The sequence below is a fragment of the Alishewanella sp. BS5-314 genome, assembly GCF_025377695.1.
GTDB classification, from domain to species: Bacteria; Pseudomonadota; Gammaproteobacteria; order Enterobacterales; family Alteromonadaceae; genus Alishewanella; species Alishewanella aestuarii.
This window is the reverse complement of sequence record NZ_JACEHJ010000002.1, coordinates 2309105-2334997: the sequence shown is the minus strand read 5'-3', so window position 1 is coordinate 2334997 and position 25893 is coordinate 2309105. Positions and strand designations below refer to the sequence as shown.

At 51.4% G+C, this 25893-nt stretch carries 23 protein-coding genes and 2 tRNA genes; 12 read left to right on the top strand and 13 right to left on the bottom strand.

What is annotated here, in order from left to right; translation table 11 throughout:
• The first annotated feature begins 41 nt into the window (after nucleotides 1-41).
• Genes H1D31_RS15435 through H1D31_RS15425 form a run of 3 tightly spaced genes read left to right on the top strand, consistent with a single transcriptional unit; the run spans nucleotide 42 to nucleotide 1592 of the window.
• Nucleotides 42-437 (top strand): curli production assembly/transport protein CsgE, encoded by a 396-nt coding sequence (locus tag H1D31_RS15435; protein WP_238534530.1) that lies wholly within the window; start codon nucleotides 42-44, stop codon nucleotides 435-437.
• 13 nt (nucleotides 438-450) lie between these two features.
• Nucleotides 451-837: a curli assembly protein CsgF gene (locus tag H1D31_RS15430; RefSeq protein ID WP_409976793.1), complete on the top strand. Its 387-nt coding sequence runs from the start codon at nucleotides 451-453 to the stop codon at nucleotides 835-837.
• Between the two features lie 2 nt (nucleotides 838-839).
• Nucleotides 840-1592 carry a CsgG/HfaB family protein gene (locus H1D31_RS15425; RefSeq protein ID WP_261259711.1) on the top strand — a complete coding sequence of 251 codons (753 nt, stop codon included), beginning with the start codon at nucleotides 840-842 and terminating at the stop codon, nucleotides 1590-1592.
• 7 nt (nucleotides 1593-1599) lie between these two features.
• Here H1D31_RS15425 and H1D31_RS15420 read toward each other — a convergent pair whose 3' ends face one another.
• The 5 genes from H1D31_RS15420 to H1D31_RS15400 form a co-directional block, all read right to left on the bottom strand.
• Complete coding sequence (locus H1D31_RS15420; protein ID WP_008606566.1) at nucleotides 1600-2262, bottom strand: response regulator transcription factor; 663 nt, start codon at nucleotides 2260-2262, stop codon at nucleotides 1600-1602.
• A 149-nt stretch (nucleotides 2263-2411) separates the two neighbouring features.
• On the bottom strand, nucleotides 2412-3803 hold the full coding sequence (locus tag H1D31_RS15415) for a class II fumarate hydratase (protein WP_261259710.1): 1392 nt from the start codon (nucleotides 3801-3803) through the stop codon (nucleotides 2412-2414).
• Between the two features lies 1 nt (nucleotide 3804).
• A complete protein-coding gene (locus H1D31_RS15410) occupies nucleotides 3805-4167 on the bottom strand; it encodes a hypothetical protein (protein ID WP_261259709.1) in 363 nt (120 codons plus the stop codon).
• 108 nt (nucleotides 4168-4275) lie between these two features.
• A complete protein-coding gene (locus H1D31_RS15405; protein WP_261259708.1) occupies nucleotides 4276-5349 on the bottom strand; it encodes a DUF3083 family protein in 1074 nt (357 codons plus the stop codon).
• 101 nt (nucleotides 5350-5450) lie between these two features.
• The gene (locus H1D31_RS15400) at nucleotides 5451-6083 is read right to left on the bottom strand and encodes a trimeric intracellular cation channel family protein (protein WP_261259707.1); all 633 of its coding nucleotides are present in this window, start codon (nucleotides 6081-6083) and stop codon (nucleotides 5451-5453) included.
• A 139-nt stretch (nucleotides 6084-6222) separates the two neighbouring features.
• Between H1D31_RS15400 and H1D31_RS15395 the strand changes: the two genes are divergently transcribed.
• The gene (locus H1D31_RS15395; protein ID WP_261259706.1) at nucleotides 6223-7173 is read left to right on the top strand and encodes a hypothetical protein; all 951 of its coding nucleotides are present in this window, start codon (nucleotides 6223-6225) and stop codon (nucleotides 7171-7173) included.
• A 28-nt stretch (nucleotides 7174-7201) separates the two neighbouring features.
• Here H1D31_RS15395 and leuD read toward each other — a convergent pair whose 3' ends face one another.
• The 4 genes from leuD to leuA are packed head-to-tail and all read right to left on the bottom strand — an operon-like array spanning nucleotide 7202 to nucleotide 11872.
• Nucleotides 7202-7804 (bottom strand): 3-isopropylmalate dehydratase small subunit, encoded by a 603-nt coding sequence (gene leuD, locus H1D31_RS15390; RefSeq protein ID WP_008950354.1) that lies wholly within the window; start codon nucleotides 7802-7804, stop codon nucleotides 7202-7204.
• Nucleotides 7801-9213, bottom strand: coding sequence for a 3-isopropylmalate dehydratase large subunit (leuC, locus tag H1D31_RS15385; protein WP_261259705.1), 1413 nt, complete (start codon nucleotides 9211-9213; stop codon nucleotides 7801-7803). Before leuC ends, leuD begins: the two co-directional genes overlap by 4 nt.
• Nucleotides 9213-10289, bottom strand: a complete 1077-nt coding sequence (leuB, locus tag H1D31_RS15380) for a 3-isopropylmalate dehydrogenase (protein WP_261259703.1) — start codon at nucleotides 10287-10289, stop codon at nucleotides 9213-9215. Before leuB ends, leuC begins: the two co-directional genes overlap by 1 nt.
• Complete coding sequence (leuA, locus tag H1D31_RS15375) at nucleotides 10286-11872, bottom strand: 2-isopropylmalate synthase (protein ID WP_261259702.1); 1587 nt, start codon at nucleotides 11870-11872, stop codon at nucleotides 10286-10288. Before leuA ends, leuB begins: the two co-directional genes overlap by 4 nt.
• A gap of 372 nt (nucleotides 11873-12244) precedes the next feature.
• Here leuA and H1D31_RS15370 point away from each other — a divergent pair, with 372 nt between their 5' ends.
• The 5 genes from H1D31_RS15370 to H1D31_RS15350 all read left to right on the top strand — a co-directional run bounded on the left by H1D31_RS15370 (nucleotide 12245) and on the right by H1D31_RS15350 (nucleotide 17081).
• Nucleotides 12245-13570 (top strand): hypothetical protein, encoded by a 1326-nt coding sequence (locus H1D31_RS15370; protein ID WP_261259699.1) that lies wholly within the window; start codon nucleotides 12245-12247, stop codon nucleotides 13568-13570.
• Nucleotides 13571-13653: 83 nt separating this feature from the next.
• A complete protein-coding gene (locus H1D31_RS15365) occupies nucleotides 13654-14184 on the top strand; it encodes a TIGR00645 family protein (protein WP_261259698.1) in 531 nt (176 codons plus the stop codon).
• 63 nt (nucleotides 14185-14247) lie between these two features.
• Nucleotides 14248-14334 (top strand) — tRNA-Leu (locus tag H1D31_RS15360).
• 85 nt (nucleotides 14335-14419) lie between these two features.
• A tRNA-Gly gene (locus H1D31_RS15355) sits at nucleotides 14420-14495 on the top strand.
• 480 nt (nucleotides 14496-14975) lie between these two features.
• The gene (locus tag H1D31_RS15350) at nucleotides 14976-17081 is read left to right on the top strand and encodes a methyl-accepting chemotaxis protein (protein ID WP_261259696.1); all 2106 of its coding nucleotides are present in this window, start codon (nucleotides 14976-14978) and stop codon (nucleotides 17079-17081) included.
• On the opposite strand, the gene H1D31_RS15345 is transcribed toward H1D31_RS15350, so the two are convergent.
• Genes H1D31_RS15345 through H1D31_RS15335 form a run of 3 tightly spaced genes read right to left on the bottom strand, consistent with a single transcriptional unit; the run spans nucleotide 17078 to nucleotide 20056 of the window.
• The gene (locus H1D31_RS15345; protein WP_261259695.1) at nucleotides 17078-18082 is read right to left on the bottom strand and encodes a cytochrome d ubiquinol oxidase subunit II; all 1005 of its coding nucleotides are present in this window, start codon (nucleotides 18080-18082) and stop codon (nucleotides 17078-17080) included. The two genes, H1D31_RS15350 and H1D31_RS15345, sit on opposite strands and share 4 nt — an antisense overlap.
• Entirely contained in the window at nucleotides 18079-19452 is a 1374-nt protein-coding gene (locus H1D31_RS15340) for a cytochrome ubiquinol oxidase subunit I (RefSeq protein WP_261259694.1), read from the bottom strand. Before H1D31_RS15340 ends, H1D31_RS15345 begins: the two co-directional genes overlap by 4 nt.
• A 40-nt stretch (nucleotides 19453-19492) precedes the next feature.
• A complete protein-coding gene (locus H1D31_RS15335) occupies nucleotides 19493-20056 on the bottom strand; it encodes a GbsR/MarR family transcriptional regulator (protein WP_008950343.1) in 564 nt (187 codons plus the stop codon).
• Between the two features lie 270 nt (nucleotides 20057-20326).
• Here H1D31_RS15335 and H1D31_RS15330 point away from each other — a divergent pair, with 270 nt between their 5' ends.
• Nucleotides 20327-21946 (top strand): methyl-accepting chemotaxis protein, encoded by a 1620-nt coding sequence (locus H1D31_RS15330; RefSeq protein ID WP_261259692.1) that lies wholly within the window; start codon nucleotides 20327-20329, stop codon nucleotides 21944-21946.
• Nucleotides 21947-22047: 101 nt separating this feature from the next.
• On the opposite strand, the gene H1D31_RS15325 is transcribed toward H1D31_RS15330, so the two are convergent.
• Nucleotides 22048-23892, bottom strand: a complete 1845-nt coding sequence (locus H1D31_RS15325; RefSeq protein ID WP_261259691.1) for a methyl-accepting chemotaxis protein — start codon at nucleotides 23890-23892, stop codon at nucleotides 22048-22050.
• A 166-nt stretch (nucleotides 23893-24058) separates the two neighbouring features.
• On the opposite strand from H1D31_RS15325, the gene H1D31_RS15320 reads away from it, so the two are divergent.
• A complete protein-coding gene (locus tag H1D31_RS15320) occupies nucleotides 24059-25285 on the top strand; it encodes an adenosine deaminase family protein (protein ID WP_261259690.1) in 1227 nt (408 codons plus the stop codon).
• Nucleotides 25286-25643: 358 nt separating this feature from the next.
• Nucleotides 25644-25832: a hypothetical protein gene (locus tag H1D31_RS15315; protein WP_008606601.1), complete on the top strand. Its 189-nt coding sequence runs from the start codon at nucleotides 25644-25646 to the stop codon at nucleotides 25830-25832.
• Nucleotides 25833-25893: the final 61 nt, after the last annotated feature.

Here is a 25893-nt window from a genome sequence, read left to right as displayed (position 1 = left end):
ATATAGTGCGATAAGATGTTTTGAATGTATAGAACGGAGCGGTGCAAGCCGCTCTGCTAATTATGAGAAATGGATTTTTCGCACTTATTATCCTTATTTGTTGCCTCTCGCCTGCGAAAGCAGAGATTGAGTTGAGCGGCATGGTGCTGGATAGAACGATTTCCCGCTTTGGCAAAGACTTTGTCTTTTACTTCTCTTCCTATTGGCGTGAAGTGCCGTCTACAGACGGCGTTACTATCGTCGTGTACGAGCAAATCTATCCTCAGGCAGGAACCTTTCTTTGGGTTGAGTTGGACCAAAGACGGATCTATCAAAACTATTTTGGTCGCCGGCAAAATGACGTCAAGCAGATGGCTGAGCAAGCGATCTTAATCGCGGTGGATGAATTGGTAAAAATTAAAACAGAGGAGTGGTTCGGTGCTGAATCGACTTTCTAAGCAAGCATGTTTTCTGACTTTGCTAGTGTGCAGCGGGACCTTAATGCCTGTTAGCCAGACGCTGGCGACTGAACTGGTGTACACGCCGATAAATCCCAGCTTTGGTGGTAATCCACTAAATGGCAATTTTTTGCTGCAAAAGGCGCAAAGTCAAAATGCGCATTCCTTACAAAGGCCTGCATTATCGTTTGTCGATAAATTCCGGGAAGCTCTGGAGCGCAATATTATCAACTCGCTGACCAGACGCATTGCAGATGGTGAGCTGGTTGAAGGTGTATACGACACTGGTGAATATCGCATCGAAGTGATTCAGGATACTGACGGCAGTGTCCTGGTCACGATAACCAATCAAAACACTGGTGATACCACCATTATTCGTATTCCCGTTTTACCGAGGTAAGTATGCGTTTTAGCATTGTTTTGTTATTCAGCGTATTGAGTAGTTGCGCTTTTGTACCTAAACCCACCTTAAATCTGACGCCGGCTGAAATCAATCCGACGTCTGCCGCTATGTTGAGCCTCAAATCAGATAAGCAGCCGCGACATCCTATCCCGGTTTCTGTTTATGCGTTTCGCGATCAAACAGGACAGTATAAGCCCCAGGCTAATGTGTCGAGTTTCTCAACGGCTGTGACTCAGGGCGCGACCTCTATTCTGACCCAAACGCTGATTGAGAGTGGCTGGTTTTCCCCGTTAGAGCGGGAAGGATTGCAAAATCTGCTTACAGAAAGGCGGATCTACACTTCAAACAAAGGCGCTCCTGAACTGCCACCGATGAAAGAAGCCCGGTTGTTGCTTGAAGGCGGCATTATTGGTTATGAAACCAATCTAACTACCGGTGGTATCGGTGCTGAATACTTCGGTATTGGTGCCTCAGAACTCTATCGCGAGGACCAGGTTACGGTTTATTTGCGTGCTGTTGATGTGTTCACCGGCCAGGTTTTACTCTCGGTATCAACGACTAAAAAAGTGTTCTCTCAAGAGTTGAGAGCTGGATTATTCCGCTTTGTCTCTCTCAATCGTTTGGTTGAAGCCGAAGCCGGTTATACAACCAACGAGCCGGTGATGTTTTCGGTTAAGCAAGCAATCGAGTTAGCAGTGATGGAATTGGTGGAGCAAGGTGTTGCGAAAGGCTTCTGGCGGCCAGAAGCCTAGTCAAGGCCTAGATATAAGAGGGGGAGCGTGCAGCTGGCTCTCCTTGGGCAATCTTAATTAATTCTACTCTGTTGCGGGCTTGGGTTTTGCGCAAAATAGTGGAAACATGAGCTTTTACCGTGTGAGTACTAATGTTGAGTTGGTCGGCAATTTCCTTATTGCGGGCACCCTCAGCAATAAGTTTAGTGATCCGTTTTTCCTGTTTGGTCAGGATCAGAAATTTTTCTGAGCTGAACAACACATCACTGCTTTCCTCCGGCATAAGTGTTTGGTCAACAAAGGCAGAGAGCTCTGCTCTTGAATAGTACAACTGACCTTTCATCATATTACTCAGAGCAGACAAGACTTTATCTAATTGCTCATCACGATAAATTACGCCCCGGATACCGGTTTTAATTGCCAGAGCGCTATTGATAACATCACGCTCGGCATTGAATAAAAAAACTGAGCCGCATTTCCGAACAGACTGTAATAAGGTATTGAAGCTGTTCTTACCCACACTGATATTTTTTAACTGTATACCGATCAAGGTGTTTTGCGGCAGATCTTGCTGCGCCTGGAATTCGGTTGCTGATAACTGCTTTACAGGTATGCCCAGCGATTTCGCTAGCAGCACCAAATTACAGCTGATACTGACATCCGATAAGATTAATAGTTGGTTATAAGGCATCACTGCGTTTTCTCCACTGTCATTCCAGACAAAACTCCCTGTGGACTTTGTATATCAAATTGTGAATAAGTTATCAATTTATATTTCCAATATGTATAGAACATATGGAGTTGATAGGTGTTCCATGGTTAGTATCAGCGCTACTGTGGTCAGAGCGATTGATTGGTAATAGTTGTAGCCGCGGCCAGATGCGCTGGATCCAACAAGCTGGCCAACTCCTCGCGATCGATCCCGGTTTGCTCGGCGGCGACATCCAGAATAGGGCGTTGTTGTTGGTAGGCTTGCTTGGCAATACGCGCTGCCTGTTCATAGCCAATACGGCTGTTAAGGGCTGTGACCAGGATCGGGTTTTGCGCCAGACTGGCAGCAATATGTGGCTCGTTGACGGTAAAGCCGGCGATGGCCTGTTTAGCCAGTGCGTCACAACTGCCACTGAGTAAAGCTATGGCGTGAAGTAAGTTATCGGCCACCAGCGGCAACATCACGTTAAGTTCAAAATTGCCGGATTGGGCAGCGATGCTAATCGCCGTATCACAGCCAAATACCTGAGCACAGGCCATAGCAACGGCTTCCGGAATAACCGGGTTCACTTTGCCGGGCATAATTGACGAGCCTGGCTGCAAAGCGGGCAGGCTGATTTCCGCTAAACCCGCTAGGGGGCCGGAATTCATCCAACGCAAGTCGTTAGCGATCTTTAGTAAGGCGGCGGCCAGCGTTTTCAGGCAACCTGATAACGCCAGGGCGCCGTCCTGCGAGCTGAGGTTAAAGAAAAAATCCGGGCTGACGCTCAGCCTCAGACCGGTTTGCTTACTGAGCTGTTGGGCGAACCTCGCCGCAAACCCGGGGTGGGCGTTAATGCCGGTTCCTACCGCGGTGCCGCCCTGCGCCAGTTGGCTTAACAGCGGTATCTGCTGCTGTAGTTGTTGTGTGGCATGTTGCAACTGACTGTGCCAGCCACCCAGTACCTGCGCGAAGGTCACGGGCATCGCATCCATTAAATGGGTGCGACCGGTTTTAACAATATGGCCGACAGTGGCAGATTTTTCGCTGATCGTCTGCTGCAAGCCCTGAATCGCCGGTAGTAACTGCTGCTGTAACGCCAGCAAGCTGCTGAGCTGGATCGCGGTTGGTATCGTATCGTTGCTGCTTTGCCCCAGATTTACCTGATCATTAGGGTGTATTTTGGCACCGCTGAGCTGGCTGGCCAACGTCGCCAGCACCTCATTCACATTCATATTGCTGCTGGTACCCGAGCCGGTTTGTAGCACCGGCACCGGAAATTGACTTAAGTCGGTGTCGTGCAGTAGTTGCTCTGCTGCCTGACTGATTGCCTGGGCCTGCGGCGCGGTCAGTAAGCCAAGTTCGGCATTGGTGAGGGCTGCGGCTTTTTTAATCTGCAGTAAGGCTTTGATAAAACCCACTGGCATTGGCTTGCGGCTAATCTGAAAGTTTTGTACGGCACGCTGAGTTTGTGCCTGATACAAGGCTTGCACAGGTACTTGCAGCTCTCCCATCGAATCATGCTCAATCCGAAAACTCATGTTACACCCCCTGATAAAAAATCTGGTTTAAACTGGCTTGTAGTGCCAGTTGCCGGCTTCTGCCGTCGTGCTGTTGCTGATAAAACCGGTTTAACGCCAGCAATAACAGGTACAGCTGATCCAAGCACGGTTGTTGTGCGGCAGGATAGCCTTTATGCCACATTGCGGCTTGAGCCAGATTAAACAGGCCCTGGCGTAGACACCATTCCTGCAATAACGGGTTAGCATTGAACGCCAGCTGACTGGCCAGGCGGCAACTACAGGCAACATAGTCCGATACCAGACGGCCATATTGTTGTTTTGCATCAAAGGGTTTAAACAACTGGTACTCCAGGCGCGACCAGCTTGACCACAGGTTTTGCATATTCCGATAGTTCTTGCTTGCGATTAAATGATAATAGTTATCATTAACCAAAAGTCAAGCTATCGATAATCAACAACGGCAGACCAGCTGCCGTTGCGATGCCGGGGATTAGGCCGCAGGCAGGATATAACTGATATGTTGATAAAAACGTACAATCAGATCCTGGCGCTCTGCCGGAATCTCCAGTTGCCGGGCGAAGCTGCGTAGCGCGTCTTCGACCTGGTTCATAAAGCGGCCATAGCCAAACTCGGTGTTGTCGTCTTTATCGGCCACAATAATAAAGTGTGCGCTCTCAACCAGCTTATCAGTCTGCCAGAAGGTGAGCAGCTGGGACTCAGTACAATCCGGGTTAAAACTAATTTTCTGCAGCTCGCGGTTCTGCTCGATTTGGTCCCACTTGCTGCTGCGCACTACCGGTGTCAGACCATTGGCAACGATGGCCAGCCGGTCCAGCTTTTTACCGGCACAGGCTTCGACAAAGCGTTGTTGCAGCTGCTGATACAGCGGGCTAAAGTCGATTGCACCCGCTGCAAGCCACTGCTGTTTTAGCTGCCGAGTAAGGGGCAGGGTAACAGTGACGTAAGTCAACTCGCTGTGTTCGTCCGGTAGTGCACAGTGCCGGGCCTTGTAGCGTGGGTAGAGGCCGCGCAGTTTATAGCCATAACTTTCTTTATGACCTTTAGTTTTTGCAAACAGATCATAAGACAGCTGCTGATGGTCGCGCAGTTTCAGTGCCGGCGTACCAGGTAACTGTTGCTGCCAGGCCTGCAGACACTGTACTACTTTGCTGTGAAAGGCCGCAGCCTGGGATCGCAGCTCTTCGCCGGTGGCCAGAAATACCACCCGGATCTTGCGTGCCTGATAATCAGGTTGGCTGAAGATACCCTGACCTTCATGGTATTTAGGGTTATAGAAAAACAGGATCTGCTTTTCAGTTTGTAAGGTATAGGCCTCCTGATGGAAACGGACCACCGGCAGTTTGTCATTGGCAATTAATTGCACATTGCGCAAATCATATTGCGGCAGTAGCGCAAACAGTTGTTGGGCTAACTGCTGGTAGCAGGCTTCATGACTGCTGAACTGCTGGTAGAACGCCGCGTCGGGCTTAAATTCTGCCAGTAAATACTGATTAGAACGGGCTGTGGTACTGATATAAACACGATGCGGATTGTGGCTGGCCATAGTAGCTCTCCTTAACCATTAACTGCGGCTAAGTGTAGCGAAAAGGGCCGGCCGGATTGTTGCGGTAGATTAAAGTATCGGCCGCCATTTTAGTACTCTGTTCAGGGTTCGTTCAGCTCCTGATGATGCTTGCCGAATACCGGAATGGTAATGTGCCAGCGGATCGCCGCCAGCCGCAACAATAACAAGCCCAGCATACCGGCCAGCATCGCGTACAGCTGCGGTACCGCCAGTGCCAGTAGCGAGGTATAGATAATGCCGCCGAAAATACAGGTTACGGCATAGAGCTCGCCGCGAAACACCATCGGTACTTCGCGGCACAGCACATCGCGGATCATGCCGCCACAGACGCCACTCATGGTGCCGAGCATAATGGCCACCATGCTGGAGGTACCATGATCCAGCGCCTTCTGGGTACCCATAATGACAAAGAACGCCAAACCAAAGGCGTCGGCAATTTGCAGGGTATTATTGGGAATGGTCAGCCGGTTACGCACCAGCAGGATAGTGCTGATAGCGGCAACAAAGATGGCATAAAAGTAGGCATTATTATTCATCCAGATCACCGGTACATCCAGGATCAGGTCGCGCAGGGTACCGCCGCCAATCGCCGTGACACTGGCCAGCACGATCACGCCAAAGCCATCCATATGGTTACGCCAGGCCGCCAGGGTACCGGAAATGGCAAACACCGCTATCCCCAGTAAATCAAACCATAAAAAATATTCCGGCATCTTCTGTATTCCATGGCGAACTTCGGTTAATTGTAACAGTCTGCTTTTAGCTACACCTTAAAATAACACTGTCAAAACTTTATTGCGACGATAAGGCTATGGTAGTCTGCACAATTTCGCGGAAGATGTTGTAGAACTGATGAAAAAAACACTGATTATTTCGCTCGGCGCGCTGCTGTTGGCAACCGCGGGGTTTTACTATGGCAATTATAAAGCTGAGCGTTTGATCGCCGGCCAGATTGAATTGATTAACAGCTCCTATGCCGAGATGGCGAGTCAGGGGCTGATGCCGGCAGTACAGCTAAATTACAGCAAAATCCGCGCGAACTACTGGCGCGATCATTACCGCTTAAGCGGTTTACAGCTGCAAATCGCCGGTGTTGGTACCGTGGCTGAAATTGGCCGTTTAAGTATCCGCGGTTTTAAACCCGGCAAGTTGTCGCAGCAGGGTGAATTACGCATCCAGCAATTGCAGCTGAGTAATCTGCTACAGCAGATGCTGCCGCCGGAGGTCGGAAAATTGCTGGCTGCATCGCCGCTATGGCTGGATTACCGGTATCAATACCAACCGACGCAGGATCTGTTGACCTTGCAGCAGCAACTGCGGGTTGGCGATGCCATGCGGTTAGAGCTGCAACTGCAACTGACAGCGGTACAGGCGTTATGGCAGTTAGGCAGTGAGTTGGCGGCGATGGATCTGGAACAGCAGCAGGCTTATCAGCAGGGTAAGCAGCAGCCGAGAGTGCAGCAGGCGCTGGCGGGGCTGCAATTGGTCAGTGGTGAACTGACGCTGGAAAATAACGGCTATTTGCAGCAACTGCAGCCCGTGCTGTTAGCGCAGCCGGCTACGGCGCAGCTGGCAGAGCTAAAGCCGCAACTGGAAGTCTATGTGCAAAGCACAGAGTTGGTGACCGAGCGCATTCGCGAGAATCTGCTGCTGTTTTTGCATGAACCACAGCGCCTGAAGCTGAGCTTTAATTTGCAGCGGCCGCTGACCTGGCAGCAGCTGCAAAGCGGTGAGCTGGCAGAGGAGCTGACCACCCCCGAACAGTGGGTGGCCTTTACCGGTTTACTGGTCGAAGCCAACTAATTCTGGCTTCGCTGCGACACGGCTAACGCTAACCCAACCAGGGTAAGTTACTACGCCGCTGCGCCTCGAAGGCGGCGATTTGCGGATTTAACTGCTCGCTGGAGCCGATAAAATCCAGCCCGGAGAGTAAGCGCTGTTTAATATCCGGGTCGATATTAAAGCCCATCGCTGCATTATTGCCGAACAGGATCTCCTGACTTGCCAGATCGATCTGCCACTGCTGCGGCCCCTGGGCACAGCGGTTAAACAACAGCTCGATATTGGTTTTGCTTAAGGTAATTAATAGCATGCCGTTATTTACACTGTTATTGAAGAAAATATCGGCAAAACTTTCGGCAATAATCACATTAAAGCCGTATTGCTGCAGCGCCCAGGGCGCATGCTCGCGGCTGGAACCACAGCCAAAGTTGGCGCGGGTTAATAAAATTGACGCGCCCTGATATTGCGGATAATTCAGCACAAACTCCGGGTTGGCTGCGCCATCAGCCAGATAACGCCAGTCATAAAACAGCGCTTCAGCAAAGCCATCGCGGCTCACCGAGGTTAAAAACTGCTTGGGAATAATCTGGTCGGTATCAACGTTATTTTTATCCAGCGGACACACCAGGCCTTGTTTAAAAATCTGGCTCATTGGGCGGCTCCTTCTAAACGGGCGACATTAACAAACTTACCGGCGATAGCGGCTGCGGCAGCCATCGCCGGGCTAACTAAGTGCGTACGGGCACCACGGCCCTGACGGCCTTCAAAGTTACGGTTACTGGTGGAAGCGCAGCGCTGACCGGCGGCGACTTGATCGTCATTCATACCCAGACACATTGAGCAGCCTGGTTCCCGCCATTCAAAGCCCGCTTGTTTAAAGATCTCGGCCAGACCTTCCTGCTCGGCCTGCCGCTTGACCACGCCAGAGCCTGGTACTACCAGGGCCCGCACGCCGGGCGCGACCTTGCGATCCCGCACGACGCTGGCGGCGGCACGTAAATCTTCAATCCGGCTATTGGTGCAGCTACCGATAAAGACCACATCAACAGCACAGTCGGTCAGTTTCTGGCCGGCGCTTAAGCCCATATACTGCAGGGCGCGTTCGGCGGCCTGACGCTTGGTGTCGTCGCTAAAGCTTTCCGGTGCCGGAATCGGCTCATCAACGGCAATCACCTGCTCGGGGTTAGTGCCCCAGGTAATTTGCGGGCTGATGCTGCTGGCATCCAGGCTGATAGTTTTATCAAATACGGCATCGGCATCAGAATGCAGGCTCTGCCAATAGCTAACGGCAGCGTCCCAATGCTCAGCCTGTGGCGCATTGGCTTTGCCTTTTAAATAGGCAAAGGTAGTGTCATCCGGCGCAATTAAACCGGCTTTGGCACCCATTTCAATACTCATATTGCACAGTGTCATGCGGCCTTCCATACTCATGCCGCGAATGGCGCTACCGCAAAACTCGGCGACATAGCCATTACCGCCAGCCGTACCTAATTTGCCAATTACCGCCAGGATCACATCTTTGGGCGTAACATGGGCCGGCAGTTCACCGTTAATTTCCACTTTCAGGGTTTTCGCTTGCTGCTGTGGCAGAGTCTGGGTGGCCAACACGTGCTCAACTTCCGAGGTGCCGATACCAAAGGCCAGAGCGCCGAAAGCACCATGCGTCGAGGTATGCGAATCACCACAGACAATAATCATCCCCGGCTGGGTTAAGCCTTGCTCCGGGCCAATCACGTGCACTATGCCCTGATCAGGGTGGGTCAGATCCAGCAGGGGAATACGGTGCTCATCACAGTTGGCGGCCAGGGCTTCTAATTGCTTGCGCGAGGTTTCACCGGCCGCATCCAGGCTGCGGCGCTGCGTAGAAACATTATGGTCCATGGTAGCAAAGGTCAGATCCGGGCGGCGCACCGCGCGGCCAGCCAGTTTTAAGCCGGAGAAGGCCTGCGGTGACGTCACCTCATGAATTAAATGCCGGTCGACAAATAATAAGTCGGTGCTGGCGTTTAATTTGCCAACCACATGGCTGTGGTAAATTTTCTGATACAGGGTCTGGCCCATCAGTGTGTCTCCTGCTGTAAGGTGGCGACAATGGCCGCGCCAACGGCGGCGGTGCCATAAGTAGATTTCGGGTCGATATCACGGGTGACGATATGCTGCTCTAAACACTGCTGCACCGCGCGCTCAATTGCCTGCGCAGCGGCTTCTTCGCCAAAGCTGTAACGCAGCATCAGGGCGGCACTTAATATTTGCGCGATAGGGTTGGCGATACCCTGGCCGGCGATATCCGGCGCACTGCCACCGGCGGGCTCGTACAAACCAAAGCCGCTGCCATTTAAACTGGCTGATGGTAACAGGCCCAAGGAGCCAGCGATGGCGGCAATTTCATCGGATAAAATATCGCCGAACAGGTTATCGCACAGCATCACGTCGAACTGCTGTGGGCTGCGGATCAGCTGCATCGCCGCATTGTCGATATACATATGCTCCAGTGTGACATCCGGGTAGTTTTTGGCCACCTGTTCCACGGTTTCGCGCCATAAAATACTGGTTTGCAGCACATTGGCTTTATCAATAGAGGTGACTTTTTTGCCGCGCTTTTGCGCCGCCTGAAAGGCTACCTCGGCAATGCGGGTCACTTCTGCCACGCTGTAGCGCTGGGTATCAAAGGCAGTGTCGCCGCTACGACCCTTTTCGCCAAAATAAATGCCGCCGGTGAGTTCGCGGATACACAGCACATCCATGCCTTTGCTGCTGACCCTTGGATGCAGTGGCGATAAGTCGGCAAAGGCCGGATAAATTTGCCCCGGACGCATATTGCAGAATAAGTCGAAGGTTTTACGCAGTGGCAGCAAAGAGCCGCGCTCAGGTTGCATATCCGGTGCCAGGCCAGTCCACTTCGGACCGCCGACGGAGCCAAATAAAATGGCATCGCTGGCTTTACACAGTGCCAGCGTTTCCGGCGGCAGTGGTACGCCGGTGGCATCCAGCGCGGCACCGCCAACCAGTGCTTCGGTTAACGTTAATTGGAACTGAAATTTATCAGCCACCACCTGCAGTACCTTAATCGCCTCGGCCATGACCTCCGGGCCGATACCATCGCCGGGTAATACCGCGATCTTGTAATGCTTACTCATATCTCACCTGCTGCTTGTTTAATTTGGGATTCGTTCGCTTTGGCCTGTTTATGGGCGTCGATGGTTTGGGCACGTTGGATCATATTCAGCACATGCACATAGGCCAGCACTGAGGCGCGGACGATATCGGTGGCCAAACCGGCACCGTGGAAGCGTCGCCCTTCATGTTCGGCAATAATATCGACCTGACCCAGGGCGTCTTCGCCGCTGCCTTTCGCCGACAGGTTAAAATCGACCATCCGGATCTGTAATTTGCTAATGCGCTGTACCGCCTGAAACGCGGCTTCGACCGGGCCATTGCCGGTGGCGGCTTCGGTAAAGATCTTGCTGCCGCAACTTAAGCCTACTGTGGCGCTGGCGACATGGCCGGTATGGGTCGAGGAGCTTAAAAACTCCAACTTGTAGAACTCGTCCTGCTCCTGCAAATTCTGGAAGAACACCAGGGCTTCTAAATCGTAATCAAACACCCGGCCTTTCTGATCGGCCAGTGCGACAAAGCTGCTGTACACCGCTTCCAGATCGTAGTCGTCTTTGGTGTAACCCAACTCAGCTAAGCGGTGCTGAATAACATGACGGCCCGAGCGTGAGGTCAGGTTTAATTCGTTCTGGCGGATGCCGACCTGTTCAGGCGAGATAATTTCATAGGTGCTTTGCGCTTTTAACACGCCATCCTGGTGAATACCCGAGCTGTGGGCAAAGGCATTTTCGCCGACAATGGCTTTATTGGGTTGGATTGGCATATTGCAGATCTGGCTGACCAGATGGCTGCTGCGGTAAATCTCGGTGGTTTTAATGTCGGTATACAGCGGCGCTAAAATATCCTTGCGGGTGTTGATAATCATCGCCACTTCTTCCAGCGAGCAGTTACCGGCCCGCTCACCAATACCATTGACGGTACATTCAATTTGCCGCGCGCCGGCCTGAATGGCGCTGATACTGTTCGCCACCGCCAGCCCCAGGTCATTATGGCAATGCACACTTAAGCGCGCCTTATCGATATTTGGCACCTTAGACCGCAGCGCATGAATGATGGCGGCAAACTCATTGGGAATGGTATAGCCGACCGTATCCGGAATATTAATGGTGGTGGCGCCGGCAGCAATGGCCCGTTCGACAATCCAGCATAAATCATCAATCGGGGTGCGGCCGGCATCTTCGCAGGAGAATTCGATATCATCGGTATAGCGGCTGGCCAGTTTAATGGCGGCGACCGCCTGATCTGAGGCTTCGGCCAGGGTTTTTCGCAGCTTGTACTGCAAATGCAGCGGCGAGGTGGCAATAAAGGTATGAATACGACGGCGTTCCGCATCTTTTAACGCGGCGCCACAGGCTTCAATATCGGCTGCCACTGCCCGCGCCAGGCCGCAAATGATCGGGCCTTTTACTTCGCGCGCGATACGCTGTACCGAATCAAAATCACCGGGGCTGGACACCGGGAAGCCCACTTCCATCACATCGACATTTAAGCGGGCAATGGCATGCGCCAGCTGGATTTTTTGCTTCTGGCTTAAACTGGCACGCAGTGCCTGCTCGCCATCACGCAGGGTGGTATCGAAGATCCAGATTTTGTTATCAGCACTCATTACGCAATCCTATGTTATCAAATCGTGGCGTACTGCTTGCCGGGATAAAAACAAAAAACCCCGGCCTTGGGCACGGGGTTTTAGGTTTATCGGTAAGGGTTTTTCACCAATAAGCACGGCCCCGCGCAGCGCAGAGGAGCACGAGGAGGAGGCTATTGAAACGCACTAATACCGAAGAAATCATTTACTGCCTTGAAAGTCGAAGTTGCAGAACGCCATTAGTAATACCATGGTTATTTTTTATCTGCAACAGTATAGATGGCTAAATGGATAAATTTTTGCAGAAACTTTAGTCGCACAAGGCAACGCATATTGCGTAACCTTTGACTCACCGCTAGATTAGCCGACATTCTTCCCATTGCAGGATTGCGAATGAAAACCCTATTCAAACCTTTAACAGCGTTGTTGTGCAGCACCCTGTTGCTGACGGCCTGTGATAAACCCGCCGCACCTTTAAACAGTGAGCCGGCCGCGGCGGTCAGTGTTGCCGTGTTGGATGAAGCCGCCGAGCACTATGTGAAACTGGTGCTGGCGCTCGGCCAATATGATAGTAACTATGTGGATGCCTATTATGGCCCGGCTGAATGGGCCGAGGCAGTAAAACAGCAGCCGCAACCCCTGCCAGAGCTACTTGCTGAAGCTCAGTTGCTGCGCGATGCGTTACAGGCGCATAGCGAAACCGATGCGATGTTAAAGTTGCGGCTGCATTATTTACAGCGACAACTAACGGCGCTGATTAGCCATGCCGATACGCTGCAAAACGGCACTGCGGCCAGCTTTGAACAACAAGCTAGCGAACTCTACGATACCCAGCCACCGCAACAGGACCTTAGCAGCTTTGCCCCTGTGCTGGCTGAGCTGGATCAACTGGTACCCGGCGAGGGCAGCCTGACCGAGCGGGTAGTAGCCTATCGCAAAAATTTTGTTATTCCGGCGGATAAATTGCAGCTGGTGTTTGAACGTGCGATCGCGGAATGCCGCGACCGCACGCTGCAGCGCATCAGCCTGCCGGCGCAGGAGAATTTTACGCTGGAGTTTGTTACCGATAAACCCTGGAGCGGCTATAACTGGTATCAGGGCAAGGCTTATAGCCTGATCCAGATTAATACCGAGCGGCCGATTGATATCTCCCGCGCCGTCGATCTGGGCTGTCACGAGGGCTACCCCGGCCATCACACCTATAATGCGCTACTGGAAACCGAGCTTAAACAACAGCGCAACTGGGTCGAGTTTAGTGTTTATGCGCTTTTCAGCCCGCAGTCGTTAATCGCGGAAGGCACCGCCAACTATGGTATTGATATCGCCTTTCCCGGTGAGCAAAAACTGGCGTTTGAACGCGACGTCCTGTACCCGTTGGCCGGGCTGGATCCATCGCAGGCCGCAAGCTACGACCGCTTTTTAAAACTGATGGCGCGGCTTAGCTATGCCGGTAATGAAACCGCCCGCTTATTGCTAAATGGCGAGATTGACGAAGAGCAATTTGTTGCGCTACAGCAGCAATATTTGCTGCAAAGCGAGGCCGAAGCGCGGCAGCGGCTGCGTTTTGTCAGAAGTTACGGCGCCTATGTAATTAACTACAACTGGGGCAAAGATTTGGTGAAACAGTATGTTGAGCAGACCAGCAGCGAAGATGAGCGTTGGCAGCGTTTTATTAGCTTATTATCGACGCCGAAACTGCCATCTTCATTAGACTGGTAACAGAGTAAAAACGCGGCCGCGTCGGGCTTGAAGGCAGGCGGCGCGCCCCCATTATTACGCAAGAAGTTTTAACAGGAATCGTTATGGAACGTTATTTTGAACGTTTAATGTATGCCACGCGCTGGATTATGGCGCCAATTTACCTTGGCTTAAGTCTGTGCCTGCTGGCGCTGGGTATTAAATTTTTTCAGGAAGTGTTTCACTTTATTCCGCTGATTTTTAGTATGAAAGAAGTGGAGTTAATTCTGATTACATTAAGCCTGATCGATATCGCCCTGGTTGGCGGCCTGATTGTGATGGTGATGTTTTCCGGCTATGAAAACTTTGTCTCGCGTTTAGACTTACATGGTCACGACGATAAGTTGGGCTGGCTGGGTAAGCTCGACTCCAATTCGTTAAAAAATAAGGTCGCCGCCTCTATTGTTGCTATCTCGTCTATCCACCTGTTGAAGGTGTTTATGAATACCGAGCAAATTGAGAATGATAAAATTATGTGGTACTTGCTAATCCACATTACCTTTGTGGTATCGGCCTTTGGCATGGGCTATCTGGATAAAATTCTGCGTGAGAAGCCAGACGCCAAAATAATGCTAACGGATAACCCACAGAAATAACTTGCATAATGGCGCGGCCTTAATTAAGATGCGCGCCGTTCTGTCGGTGCCCACGCACAGTATGCCCGGGTGGTGAAATCGGTAGACACAAGGGATTTAAAATCCCTCGGGGGAAACCCCGTGCCGGTTCAAGTCCGGCCCCGGGCACCATTTAAAGCTACTGTTCTCAGATCAGCTTTCGGCCAGAACCACACGCAATACCAGATTGCGATGTGGAGAAGATGTGTCACACAATGCGAGTTTAGCTCAGCTGGTAGAGCGCGACCTTGCCAAGGTCGAGGTCACGAGTTCGAACCTCGTAACTCGCTCCAAATTCCAAAAAAAGCCGCTTTTAACAGCGGCTTTTTGCGTTCTTACGCCAAAGCTGACGCTAAGCCGCACCGCGTCCCGTCTCCGGTATGCTGGCGTACCGGAGACGCGATCTGCGATTTCAAAAAGTAACTGACTCCTGCCGCAGTAATACTTCATTTCACGCAATTCCGGGAGGTATTGGGTGTTAGCTATACCCTATTGAAAACTACCATGCATTTCGTCGTAAGGTGCTCCTTAGCGGCACTAAAACTTTGCGTCAGGTTGGCAAAGCCTGGCAATCTCGTCAATACTTGCTCAAGGTTAGCGACAGCCTGCTATATGGCCGAATAACAGCATTTGGCCCCTGTCGGCTTATATTACCTAACCATATATAACAATAAATTAAGTGGCCCACCTGCCAACTTGATGCTTAACCTACCCGGGTACATGGATAGCATTCTGTCGTTTAATATTCAGCCGTAAGGCAGTAAGGATGTGAGATGCTCCAACTAACGATTCAACAGCGCTTTGCGTTTTGGGCAGGTATTTGCCTGGTTATCACTATCTTGGTGTGTGCTGGCGTAGGCTTATGGCAATTTTCCCGGATCAGCGGGCAACTCGCGGAGCAAAGTGAGCAAACACTGAAAGCGCAGGCCGACAGCTATCTCAGAGCGATCTCGGCACAGGAATCGCAACGGGTTGCCAGCCGCTTTGAGCAGGCGCTGCGGGCTGCCGCAACTTCAGCCGCGGTAATCAGCCGCGTAGCGCAAACTGACACGGTTGATAAAAGACCGTTATTGTTGGCGCTGCAGCGTGATGTGCTGCAAAGCAGCACTGACTATCTAGGCAAATATATTGCATTCGAGCCCAATGCACTGGATGGCAAGGATAGTGATTTTCAGGGCCAGCTGGCGCAGGATAGCCGTGGCCGCTTTCAACCTTATCTGGCACGCTCCGGCAGTCAGTTAGTGTTAGACACGCTGGAGGGGCTGGAAGATCAGAGCCGCGATGAAAATGGCCTGCGTGCCGGTGATTATTACCTTTGCTCGAAAGAGAGCCTGCGTCGTTGTGTGGTTGGGCCCTACCTTTACCCGGTAGATGGCAAAGAGGTATTGTTGGCCAGCTTATCGGCGCCCATTCTGGTAAATGGTCAGTTGGTTGGCGTGACGGGTTTTGATATGTCGGCCGCTTTTATCCAGCAGCTGACTCAGGAAACGGCAGCCCGCTTATATCAGGGGCAGGGCGCTGCGATACTGCTGAGTCCGTCTGGCACTGTCGCCGGCCATAGCAGCAAAAGCGAGCTGGTTGGCAAGAATATCAACGCCCTTAGTAGCCAGGAGCAACAGCAAATCCGGGCCACGATGTCCAGCAAGCAGGTGAGCACTAATTACAACAGCGAAAGCTTTATCATAGTGGCGCCCTTCCTGGTCGACCAGGATCCGCAACCCTGGGTGCTCTATATCGCCTTGCCGGCAGCGGTAGTCTTAGCCGAGGTAGCAACACAGCAGCAAATGCTGGCTGATGCCGGCGCGCAGTTTACCCGGGTGCTAATTGTCGTTGGTCTGATCCTGGCCGCTGCAGGTGTCGGCATTATCTGGTTAGTATCCAGCAGCAGTATTGCGCCGGTAAAAGGCATGACTAAGATGGTTGCCGCCATTGCCGAAGGCGAGGGCGATCTGACGCAGCGGCTGCAAATCAGCCGCCAGGATGAAGTGGGTGAACTGGCTTCCTACGTTAATAGCTTTATTACCCGGCTGCAAAGGATGATCAGCGAACTGGTCACGGTGGGTAAGCAGGTGCGCCAATTGGCAGCCGATGGCAACAGCATCAGCCAACAAACGGATCAACAAGTATCGGAACAGCAGCAGCTAATTGAGCAGGTGGTGACCGCTATTACGCAGATGTCGGCCACGGCACAGGATGTCGCGCGTAGTGCGGCACAGGCGGCTGAGGCGGTACAAAAAGCGGATCAGGCGGCAGATAATGGTAATCAAGTGGTTTTACAAACTGTGCAGGCAGTCTCCAATGTTGAGAGCAGTTCAGGGCAGGCCCGGGAAGCCATGCAACAATTGGAAAGCAATAGTAATGAGATTATCGGTATTCTGGCTGTGATCCAGGGCATTGCCGAGCAAACTAACCTGCTGGCGCTGAATGCGGCTATTGAAGCCGCCAGAGCGGGTGAGCAGGGACGTGGTTTTGCGGTGGTCGCTGATGAAGTCAGAGCTCTGGCCGGGCGCACCCGGGTTGCAACCGACGATATCCGGGTAATGTTAGGTACTTTGCAGGAGGGGAGCCGCAAAGCCGCGCAGATGATGCAAACCAGTACCGAGCGGGTGCAGGAGAGTGTTAAATTGACCCGCCAGGCGGAAGGGGCCTTGGCGCAAATAAAAGAATCGATTTCGCTGATTAGTGAAATGAACTTTCAAATTGCGACCGCGACTGAACAACAAAGTGCGGTTTGTGAGGATGTAAATAAAAATATTGCCCAGATTGCCAGCTCTGCTGCCGACACGGCGGGCTCTGCCAGTGCGTTACGGCAGTTAGGGCTGCAGCAGGATAGCGCGGCCACTACCCTGCAACAACAACTGGCGCAGTTTAAAGTTTAGTAATACTTCAAACCATCCGCCTTACCGCGAAACGCATAATAGGCGACCGCGGTATAGGCGGCGATAATCGGAATGACCACGACAGCGCCGAAGAAAATAATGGTCAGTGACTCTTTGGAGCTGGCCGCTTCATAGAGCGTCATTTGGTTCGGCACCACAAAGGGGTAGAAGCTTAGTGCTAAGCCGACAAAGCTGCAGACAAAGATCACCTTACAGATAAAGAACGGCAACCAGGCGCCGCGGTCATCGGGTAGCGGCAGCCGTTTTAAAGCCAGATAACCCAGCGCAAACATCGCAAAACACAGCAGCGGAATGGCGGCAAATAAATAGGCCAGTGGCGGCTCGGTCCAAACCTGATACACATTGGCATTTACCAGCGGATTGATAGCGCTGACAGCCAAAATACCGGCCAGCGTCCAAACCCCGGCCAATTTACACTGCCGGATGGCATGGCGCTGTAAATCGCCCGTCGTTTTGCCGATCAGCCAGGCATTGCCAATCATCGCATAGGCGGCGGTAACACAGAGGCCGCTAAAGCTGGCGAACACGACACTGCCAACGCTGTATTGCAAACCCATCACATAGATACCCAGCATAAAGCCCTGGCTAAAGGTTGCCAGCAAGGAGCCAAATTTAAAGGTCCAGTCCCAGCGGATTTTCCGCTCCGGTTTGACTTTGGCGCGAAAATCAAAGGCGACACCGCGTAAGATCAGGCCAATCAGCAACAAGGCGGCGGGCAAATACAGCGCATGCAAAATCGCGCTGTGTGCAGCCGGAAAAGCCACCAGCAGCAAGCCGACGGCCAGCACCAGCCAGGTTTCATTGGCATCCCAGAATGGACCAATAGAGGCAATGGCGGTATCGCGCCAGGGTTCTTGCTGCATCGGCAGCGTTATGCCCACGCCCAAATCATAACCATCCAGGATGGCATACAGCAGTACCGCCAGCGCCGTAAGGCCAGCGAACACCAGTGCCAGATTTTCTGCAGTCAGTATGCTCATGCTTCGGCTCCTTCATTGGCGACTTTGGCTTTCTGTTCCGGTAGGCCAGGCAACGACAAGTCATATTCCTCAACCTCAATCGCCCGTTTTGCCAACCAGAATAAGGTTTTGATATAGGCCAGCAGTAACACCACATAAAGCGCCAGATACATGATGAGCGTTAAGGCTACCTGCTCACTGGCCACAGTGGTCACGGCGTCACTGGTTTTTAGCACACCATATACCAGATATGGCTGGCGGCCGATTTCGGTCACATACCAACCGGCCAGGGTGGCGATCCAGCCAGAGAACGACATGCCGATTAATACCTTATATTGCAGCGGTGATAATTCGCCTTTTCGGTACAACCGCAGGCTACACCACCAGGCAACGGCCAGCATTAATACGCCGATACCCACCATTACCCGGAAACTGTAGAATACCGGGGCCACCGGCGGGTGTGCGCCCGGAAATTCGTTAATGCCTTTTAGCTCACCGTTTAAATCATGGGTCAGTATTAAACTGGCCAGTTTTGGAACTTCCAGCGCAAAGCGGTTAGTTTGAGTTTCAGCATCAGGGATCGCAAACAGCACCAGTGGCGCGCCTTGCTGGGTATGCCAGATCCCCTCCATCGCCGCGATCTTTTGCGGCTGATGTTCCAGCGTATTTAAACCATGCAGGTCGCCAACAAAGGCCTGGGTCGGTGCCAGCACTGCAGCGGTGAACAAGGCGGTTTTTAATGTCAGGCGCGGTGCTTTTTTATTATCCCCGCGATATAGCCGGTAAGCAGAAATGCCCGCCACCAAAAAACAGACCGTCAGTGCTGATGCCAGCAGCATATGCGTAAAGCGATACGGGAAGGAGGGGTTAAAAATAATCGCCAGCCAGTCAGTGGCATGCGCCACGCCATCACGCATTTCAAAGCCAACCGGAGTTTGCATCCAGGAATTGAGCACCAGGATCCAGAATGCCGACAGCGTAGTGCCTATTGCCACCAGCAAGGTGGCCAGCGTATGCAGCCAGCGCGGTACCTTATTAAAGCCAAACAGCATAATGCCCAGCATGGTCGCTTCGAGGAAAAAGGCGGTCAGAATCTCATAGGCCAGTAACGGGCCGGCAATATTACCGACGGTTTCCATAAAGCCCGGCCAGTTGGTGCCAAACTGGAACGACATGGTAATGCCACTGACCACGCCCAGTGCAAAGGTCAGCGCAAAGACTTTGACCCAAAAGCGGTAGGCGCGCATCCACACCGGATGCTGTGACAGGTCAAAGCGGATTTTAAAGTACACCAGCAACCAACCCAGGGCGATGGTAATGGTTGGAAACAGGATATGAAAACTGATATTGGCCGCAAACTGAATGCGTGACAGCAACAGGGTGTCTAACATGGCAACCTCACTACAATAGAACAACAGCTGGCAAAAACAGCTAGGCTTCTTTTGCCGGATCTTTTTTACCTAAAAACTTGTCGGTAAACTCCAGTACCTTGCCAACGCCAGAGCCTAACTTCATTAAGGTATTCAGCTTCTCTGGCGACAAGGACTGCAGGCTTTGCGTCCATTCGGTAATGTTTTCCAGCAGATCGTGAATTTCGGCGATACGCTTTTGGGCAAAGGCTTCTTCCGGGTTAGCGGCCTCGTCCATCATAATGTCGCGTAATAAACTTAAAGTCGGATCCATTTCCCGTTTGCGCCGCTCTTCAAATACCCGGTTGGCCATATCCCAGATACTGCCGCGGCTATGGTAAAACTCGCGCCGCTCGCCGGGTTTATGGCTAACCTGCACCAGCTGCCAGCTACCCAACTCTTTTAACCCCATACTGACATTGCCGCGCGAAATCCCCAGCAGCTCACCAATTTCATTGGCACAGAGCGGTTGCTCGCTAATCACCAGCAGGGCGTAAATTTGGCCAACGGTACGGTTAAAGCCCCAACGGCTGCCCATTTCGCCAAAGTGGTAAACAAAGGATTCAATCATTGGAGTCATTTGCATATGAGCGCCTCATTACTGAACTTTCAGAAATTTCTGAAACAATAATACGCTTGTTGCTTGATCCAGATCAACATAATTTGCAGGTATGACTGCGAACTAATTAAAAGAATTTAGTGGGCGTTGAGCGCACGATTCAGAAAAAAAGTTGGGCTTTTCTGTCGACAGGACTGTTAAGGCTTGATAGAACTGCTAAAGTAGTGAAACTCACCCGCGAAACATTCATTACGGATCAAGTTAGTTACGCCGTTAACTTAACGCAAGGTTTAACCTATGTTTAGAACAATATCCATTCAAAAACGTTTACTGGCAGCCTTTGGCGCGCTGGCTTTTATGCTGGCCGCGTTGGGGCTTTATAACCTGAATACTATGTCGCAGATTCGTGAACGGGCGAATTTGGTCGAAACCAATATCTTACCGTCACTGATGAGCCTGGCGGACTTAAATCTGAATGTTACCCGCCTGAGGGTCTTAACCTTACGCTTAATGTTAACAACCGACATTACGCAGGAAGGTGCCACACTGAACGAAGTAGAGCAGTTACGGACAGAGGTACGGCGTAATGAGCAGGCATTTGCTGCTAACATGTATCTGGATGAAGAGAGAAAAGTTTTTGCTGACTTCGAAAAAAGATTACAGCAATATTTGCAGTTACAGCAAGAAGCGCTCGAATTTCTGAAGCAGGATGAGACCGGCATGGCGCTGGATTTGCTGCAGCAAATTAACCCAATTACGGCACAGATGACAACGGATTTGCTCGATCTCACCCGTATCAACCAGCAAGCCGCCAATACCGCGCGTACCGAATCCGTCAGTGCTTATCAGGCCGCCCGTATTATTGTGATTGTACTAATAGTGTTAGTAGTGGCGGTTGCTATAGTGATTGCACTGGTGATTTCACGCGGTATCAATCAGCCGCTGGAGCAGGCGGTCGCCTCTGCGCGGCAAATTGCGGAAGGTGATCTGACACAGCGTATCAACAAAGACGGTGACGATGAATTAACCCGCCTGGCTGAAGCCTTACAACAAATGCAGCAAAAACTGCGTGATGCCATTGGCCATATTGCCAGCTCAGCCAGCCAGTTGGCCTCGGCAGCTGAAGAGCTAAATGCCGTAACCGATGAGTCCGCACGGGCTATTCAGCAACAAAATGATGAAGTACAGCAGGCCGCAACTGCGATCACTGAGATGAGTTCAGCGGTAGATGAAGTTGCGGCGACAGCGATGAAAACCTCTGATGCCTCGGCGCAATCGGCTAATCTGGCAAAAGATGGCAGTCACAAGGTTACGCAAACCCGTGCTGTGATCGGTAAGATGAATACCGAAGTGCAGCAAAGCGTTACTGTGATAAACGTACTGGCCGAGAAAGTATCGTCGATTAACCAGGTGCTGGAAGTGATTCGCAGTGTGGCCGAGCAAACCAACCTGCTGGCACTGAATGCAGCTATTGAAGCAGCGCGGGCGGGCGATGCCGGTCGCGGTTTTGCCGTGGTTGCTGATGAGGTGCGCAGTTTGGCGCACCGCACCCAAACCTCTACCGGTGAAATTGAGCAAATGATCCAGCAGGTGCAAGGCTCAGTGCGTGAGGCGGTGGGAGCCATGGGGCTGATTAGTCAGAATGCCGGTGATGCCCAAAATGTGGCAGAAGAAGCCGCGGCTGCGTTAAGTCGGATTGCCGAGAATATTACCAGCATCAGTGATCAGAACCATGTGATTGCCAGTGCTGCTGAAGAGCAATCTAAAGTGGCACGCGAAATTGACCGTAATATTATTACGATTAGCGATCTGGCCAATCAGACCTCTGCCGGTTCACAGCAAACGTCGGCCAGTGCCACTGAGTTGTCGCGCCTGGCGATTCAGTTAAATGAACTGGTTAATCGCTTTAAAGTTTAAGCCTTAGTCAGGTTGAAAAGGGCGCCATTTGGCGCCCTTGTTATTTTTGCGGTCTAAAACATCCGTTGTCGTATGTTGCAGAGTGTATCGGCTGCCTGGGTTTAAGCGCGGAACTTAATCACCTCAGCCCGTAAACCGCGAGCCTGCCTCGCCACCTGTTCACTCAGTTGGCTATTGTTGTCAGCGCTACGCAGCGTATCCTCTGACATATCACGGATTTTCACCACATTGCGGTTTACCTCTGCTGCTACCGAACTTTGTTCTTCTATGGCAGTGGCGATCTGGGTCGTCATATCCATAATGCGGGTGATATCGCTGGTGATTTGTTGCAGCAGCTGGCTGGCTGAACCGGCTTGTTCGGCGCTTTGCATACCATCATCACGACACTGAAGCATCACTTTGGCAATATCCTTGGTTCTGCCCTGTAAGCTCTGGATAATACCCTCAATTTCCCGGGTAGATTGTTGGGTGCGCTGTGCTAAGGTGCGGACCTCATCAGCAACCACGGCAAAGCCGCGACCTTGTTCACCGGCTCTGGCTGCTTCAATAGCCGCATTCAGTGCCAGTAAATTGGTTTGCTCGGCAATGGCGCGGATCACATCCAATACTGACCCTATGCTCACGCTGTCGCGTTCCAGCTCGGCGGTGGCGGTACTGGCTTGCTGTAACCGGCTGGCCAGGGCTTTGATATGACTGACTGTGTCATTTACCTGCTGCTGGCCAGCCTGAGCGCTTTGGTTGCTGGCTTCAGCGGTATTGGCGGTATTCTCGGTACTGGCGGCAATTTCCTCTATGGTCGCGCCCATTTCTGTCACTGCCGTGGCCACCATATCGGTTTCCAATTGCTGGCTACGCATGACCTGATTGGTGCTTTGCGCAGCCGCAGCCAGTTCATCAGTCACTTTGTCCAGCGTGGTCAACGATTGATTTACGGTTTGGATCAGGCCTTGTACATCAGACAGTACCGCATTCATATCAGAGCCAAGATTGCTGATTTCATCTTTGCCTTTTAACACCAGGCGATGGGTAAAATCTTTGTCAGAGCGGATCCGGGCCAAATCAGCAGATGCCTGCTGGATAGGGCGATGAATGCTGCGGGCGATCAGGCTGACCAGCACCACCACCAGCACCAGAATAACGGCGAAAATACCCAGGCTCAGCCGGTTGATTTGGGTGCTGGCAGCGGTTAACGCCAGATCCAGCTCTTCGGATAATTGCTTTAACAATGCCTCGGTGGCTTGAATTTCACGCCGCATCTTGCCTTCATTGCCCTGGCTTTCGTTATAGCCCCGTTCTGCCATCGCACTATCCAGCGCGGCTAAGCTTTGCCGGTATTCGTTCAAAATTGTGTTGGCATTGAATTCTGGTGCGGCCTCTAAAGCGGCAAAAAACGGCTGTTGCTCTGCCAGAAATTTATTATCGCGACGCAGCAGATAGTCTTTCTCCAATCGCCGTAACTGCAGATAGTGCACCATTAATGTTGGCTCATTATCAATTTGTTGTGCCAGGCGTTGAGCAGCCTGGCGCATGGAGCCGATGAGACCTTCGTCTACGGTTAGGCCAATTTTCTGCTGCGCCTGCACCAGAGCAGCGAACTCTGCTACATAGGCACGCACCTGGGTGGCAAACTGCTGGCTTTTACTGTCATCCAATCCAAGAGTTTGTAGCAAGCTTTGTAATGTACTCAGCTTAGTTTGCAGACTCTGCTGGGTATTCTGGTGGCGTTCTAAATACCGCAGTTCTTGTCGCAGTAAAAAGTCTTTTTCATGACGCCGTAGCTGTAGCATTTCGCTATTCAGTTCGGCAACTAAACGGCTGGCACCGGACAGGTTATTTAGCACTTTCGCCTGATGCTGCATCAGTACTAGCATCAATGCCAGGGCGACAATGGCTAGCGTGGCGATAATAATTAACCGGCTTTTGATAGAGATAGTATTTAACTGCATAGCATTACCTAAGGTGAACAGGAGGGCTCCTGTAGATAGCATAAGCCGAATTAATCCAATCTGCTAAGGGCGTTAGCAGGTATTTTTCAGTTGGTCCGGTTATCGGTTCAGCCGCTGCGCTGGTGAGTCTGTGGTATGCTATAGCTGTGTTAACAGAGGAATGACTATGGCCCGCTACTCCGCCGATTTTATTAAAATGATGCCTAAATCCGATCTGCATTTACACCTGGATGGCAGTTTGCGTCTGGACAGCTTAATCGAGATGGCGAAACGCAGTCAGGTGACCTTGCCGTCAGAGAGCGTCAGTGGTTTAAAAGAGTTGGTATTTAAAGACCGCTATCAGAATCTGGGGGAGTATCTGCATTGCTTCCAATATACCTGTGCCGTGTTACGCGACCCGGAAAACCTGCAGCAGGCCGCTTACGAGCTGGCACTGGATAATCAGGCGGAAGGGGTCAACTATATTGAAGTACGTTTCGCGCCGCAGTTGTTGATTGACCTAACGCGTGGTATTGATTTTGACCAGATTATGCATGCAGTTAACAACGGGCTAAAGCAGGCAATGCAGGAATATAATGCCACTGAAGCAGTGCTGAGCGGTCAGAAGCCGCCGTTCTACTATGGCATTATTAACTGTGCGATGCGAATGTTTGGTAATAAAGGTTTCTCACCTTATTACACCAACCTGTTTCAATTAATGCGTGACTTTGCGCCAATGGATGTGATTAAGCTGGCGGCGATGGAGCTGGTGCGCGCCAGTGTCCGGCTGCGTGATGAAGAAGGCATACCAATTGTTGGTCTGGATTTAGCCGGGCAGGAAGCAGGCTATCCGGCCGGTAAATTTAAAGAAGTATACGAATACGCTCACCAGCACTTTTTGCTAAAAACCCTGCATGCCGGTGAAGCCTACGGTGCCGAGAGTGTGTTTGAAGCCATTACCGAGTGCTATGCAGATCGTCTGGGGCATGGCTACTCAATGTTTATACCGGAGATGATTCAGGATCCGGCTATTTCCGATAAAACAAAATATATCAATAACCTGGCTTCTTATATCGCCGATAAGCGTATTGCGATTGAAGTCTGTTTAACCAGCAACCTGCAAACCAACCCGGCGATTACCGATATCCGCCAGCATAAGTTTAAAGATATGCTGGAGCATCGTATTGCTACAGTCATTTGTACCGATAACCGCCTGGTATCGAATACCACAGTCAGTAAGGAATACCAGCTGGCGCTGGATAACTTCGACGTGCCGTTAAAACGGTTAAAAGATATGGTGGCCTATGGCTTTAAGAAAAGCTTTTTCCCAGGCAGCTATGTCGAGAAACGTCAGTATGCTAAACAGTGCCTGGAGTATTTTGACCGTGTTGCCCAGCGCTATGGCTTTATTTGATTGAAATCAAAAGCTTACTGTTAGCTGGCCTTTATTTAGCTGCTAGCTATTTCTGCTGTCTGCGGTAGTGTCGCTTTTTGCATACAGCTTAAGCTGTTGATTTTAAATGGAAATTTTTTTACCCCGTTTTAAGTGTCGCTAATTAGCAACAGTTAGCGACACCCCTATCCGCATTACCCTGTCAGAAATCACCTAAGTTTTTGAATCTAAATTGAAATTAAATGTTGGCACGCAGCATGCATTAACTATGGTAACGCTGCAGGGGAATAGCGTAAAAGCAATGCAGTATTACTTTTACGCGATTCTCCTGAGACAGCAAAGTTGCTCCACTGCGGGAGCCCATAGCCGGAGAAGTACCATGGATATGTTCTTAAGTTTTATCACGCTGTTTTTAGTTGCCAATATGGCTATCGTTTTTACCTTACTGCGTCGGGTTGACCTGAATAATGCCAGCGTCCAGGCCTGGGAACAGCAGCAACTGGCGCATTCAACTCAGGCTACGCAAGCAGTTTATGCTCAGGGTATGAACACCGAGTTAGCCCAGTAACCTATCCCATAGATCAGCTGTCGAGCTGAATCTGCCTTGGCCAGTCTTAGTACTGGCCTTT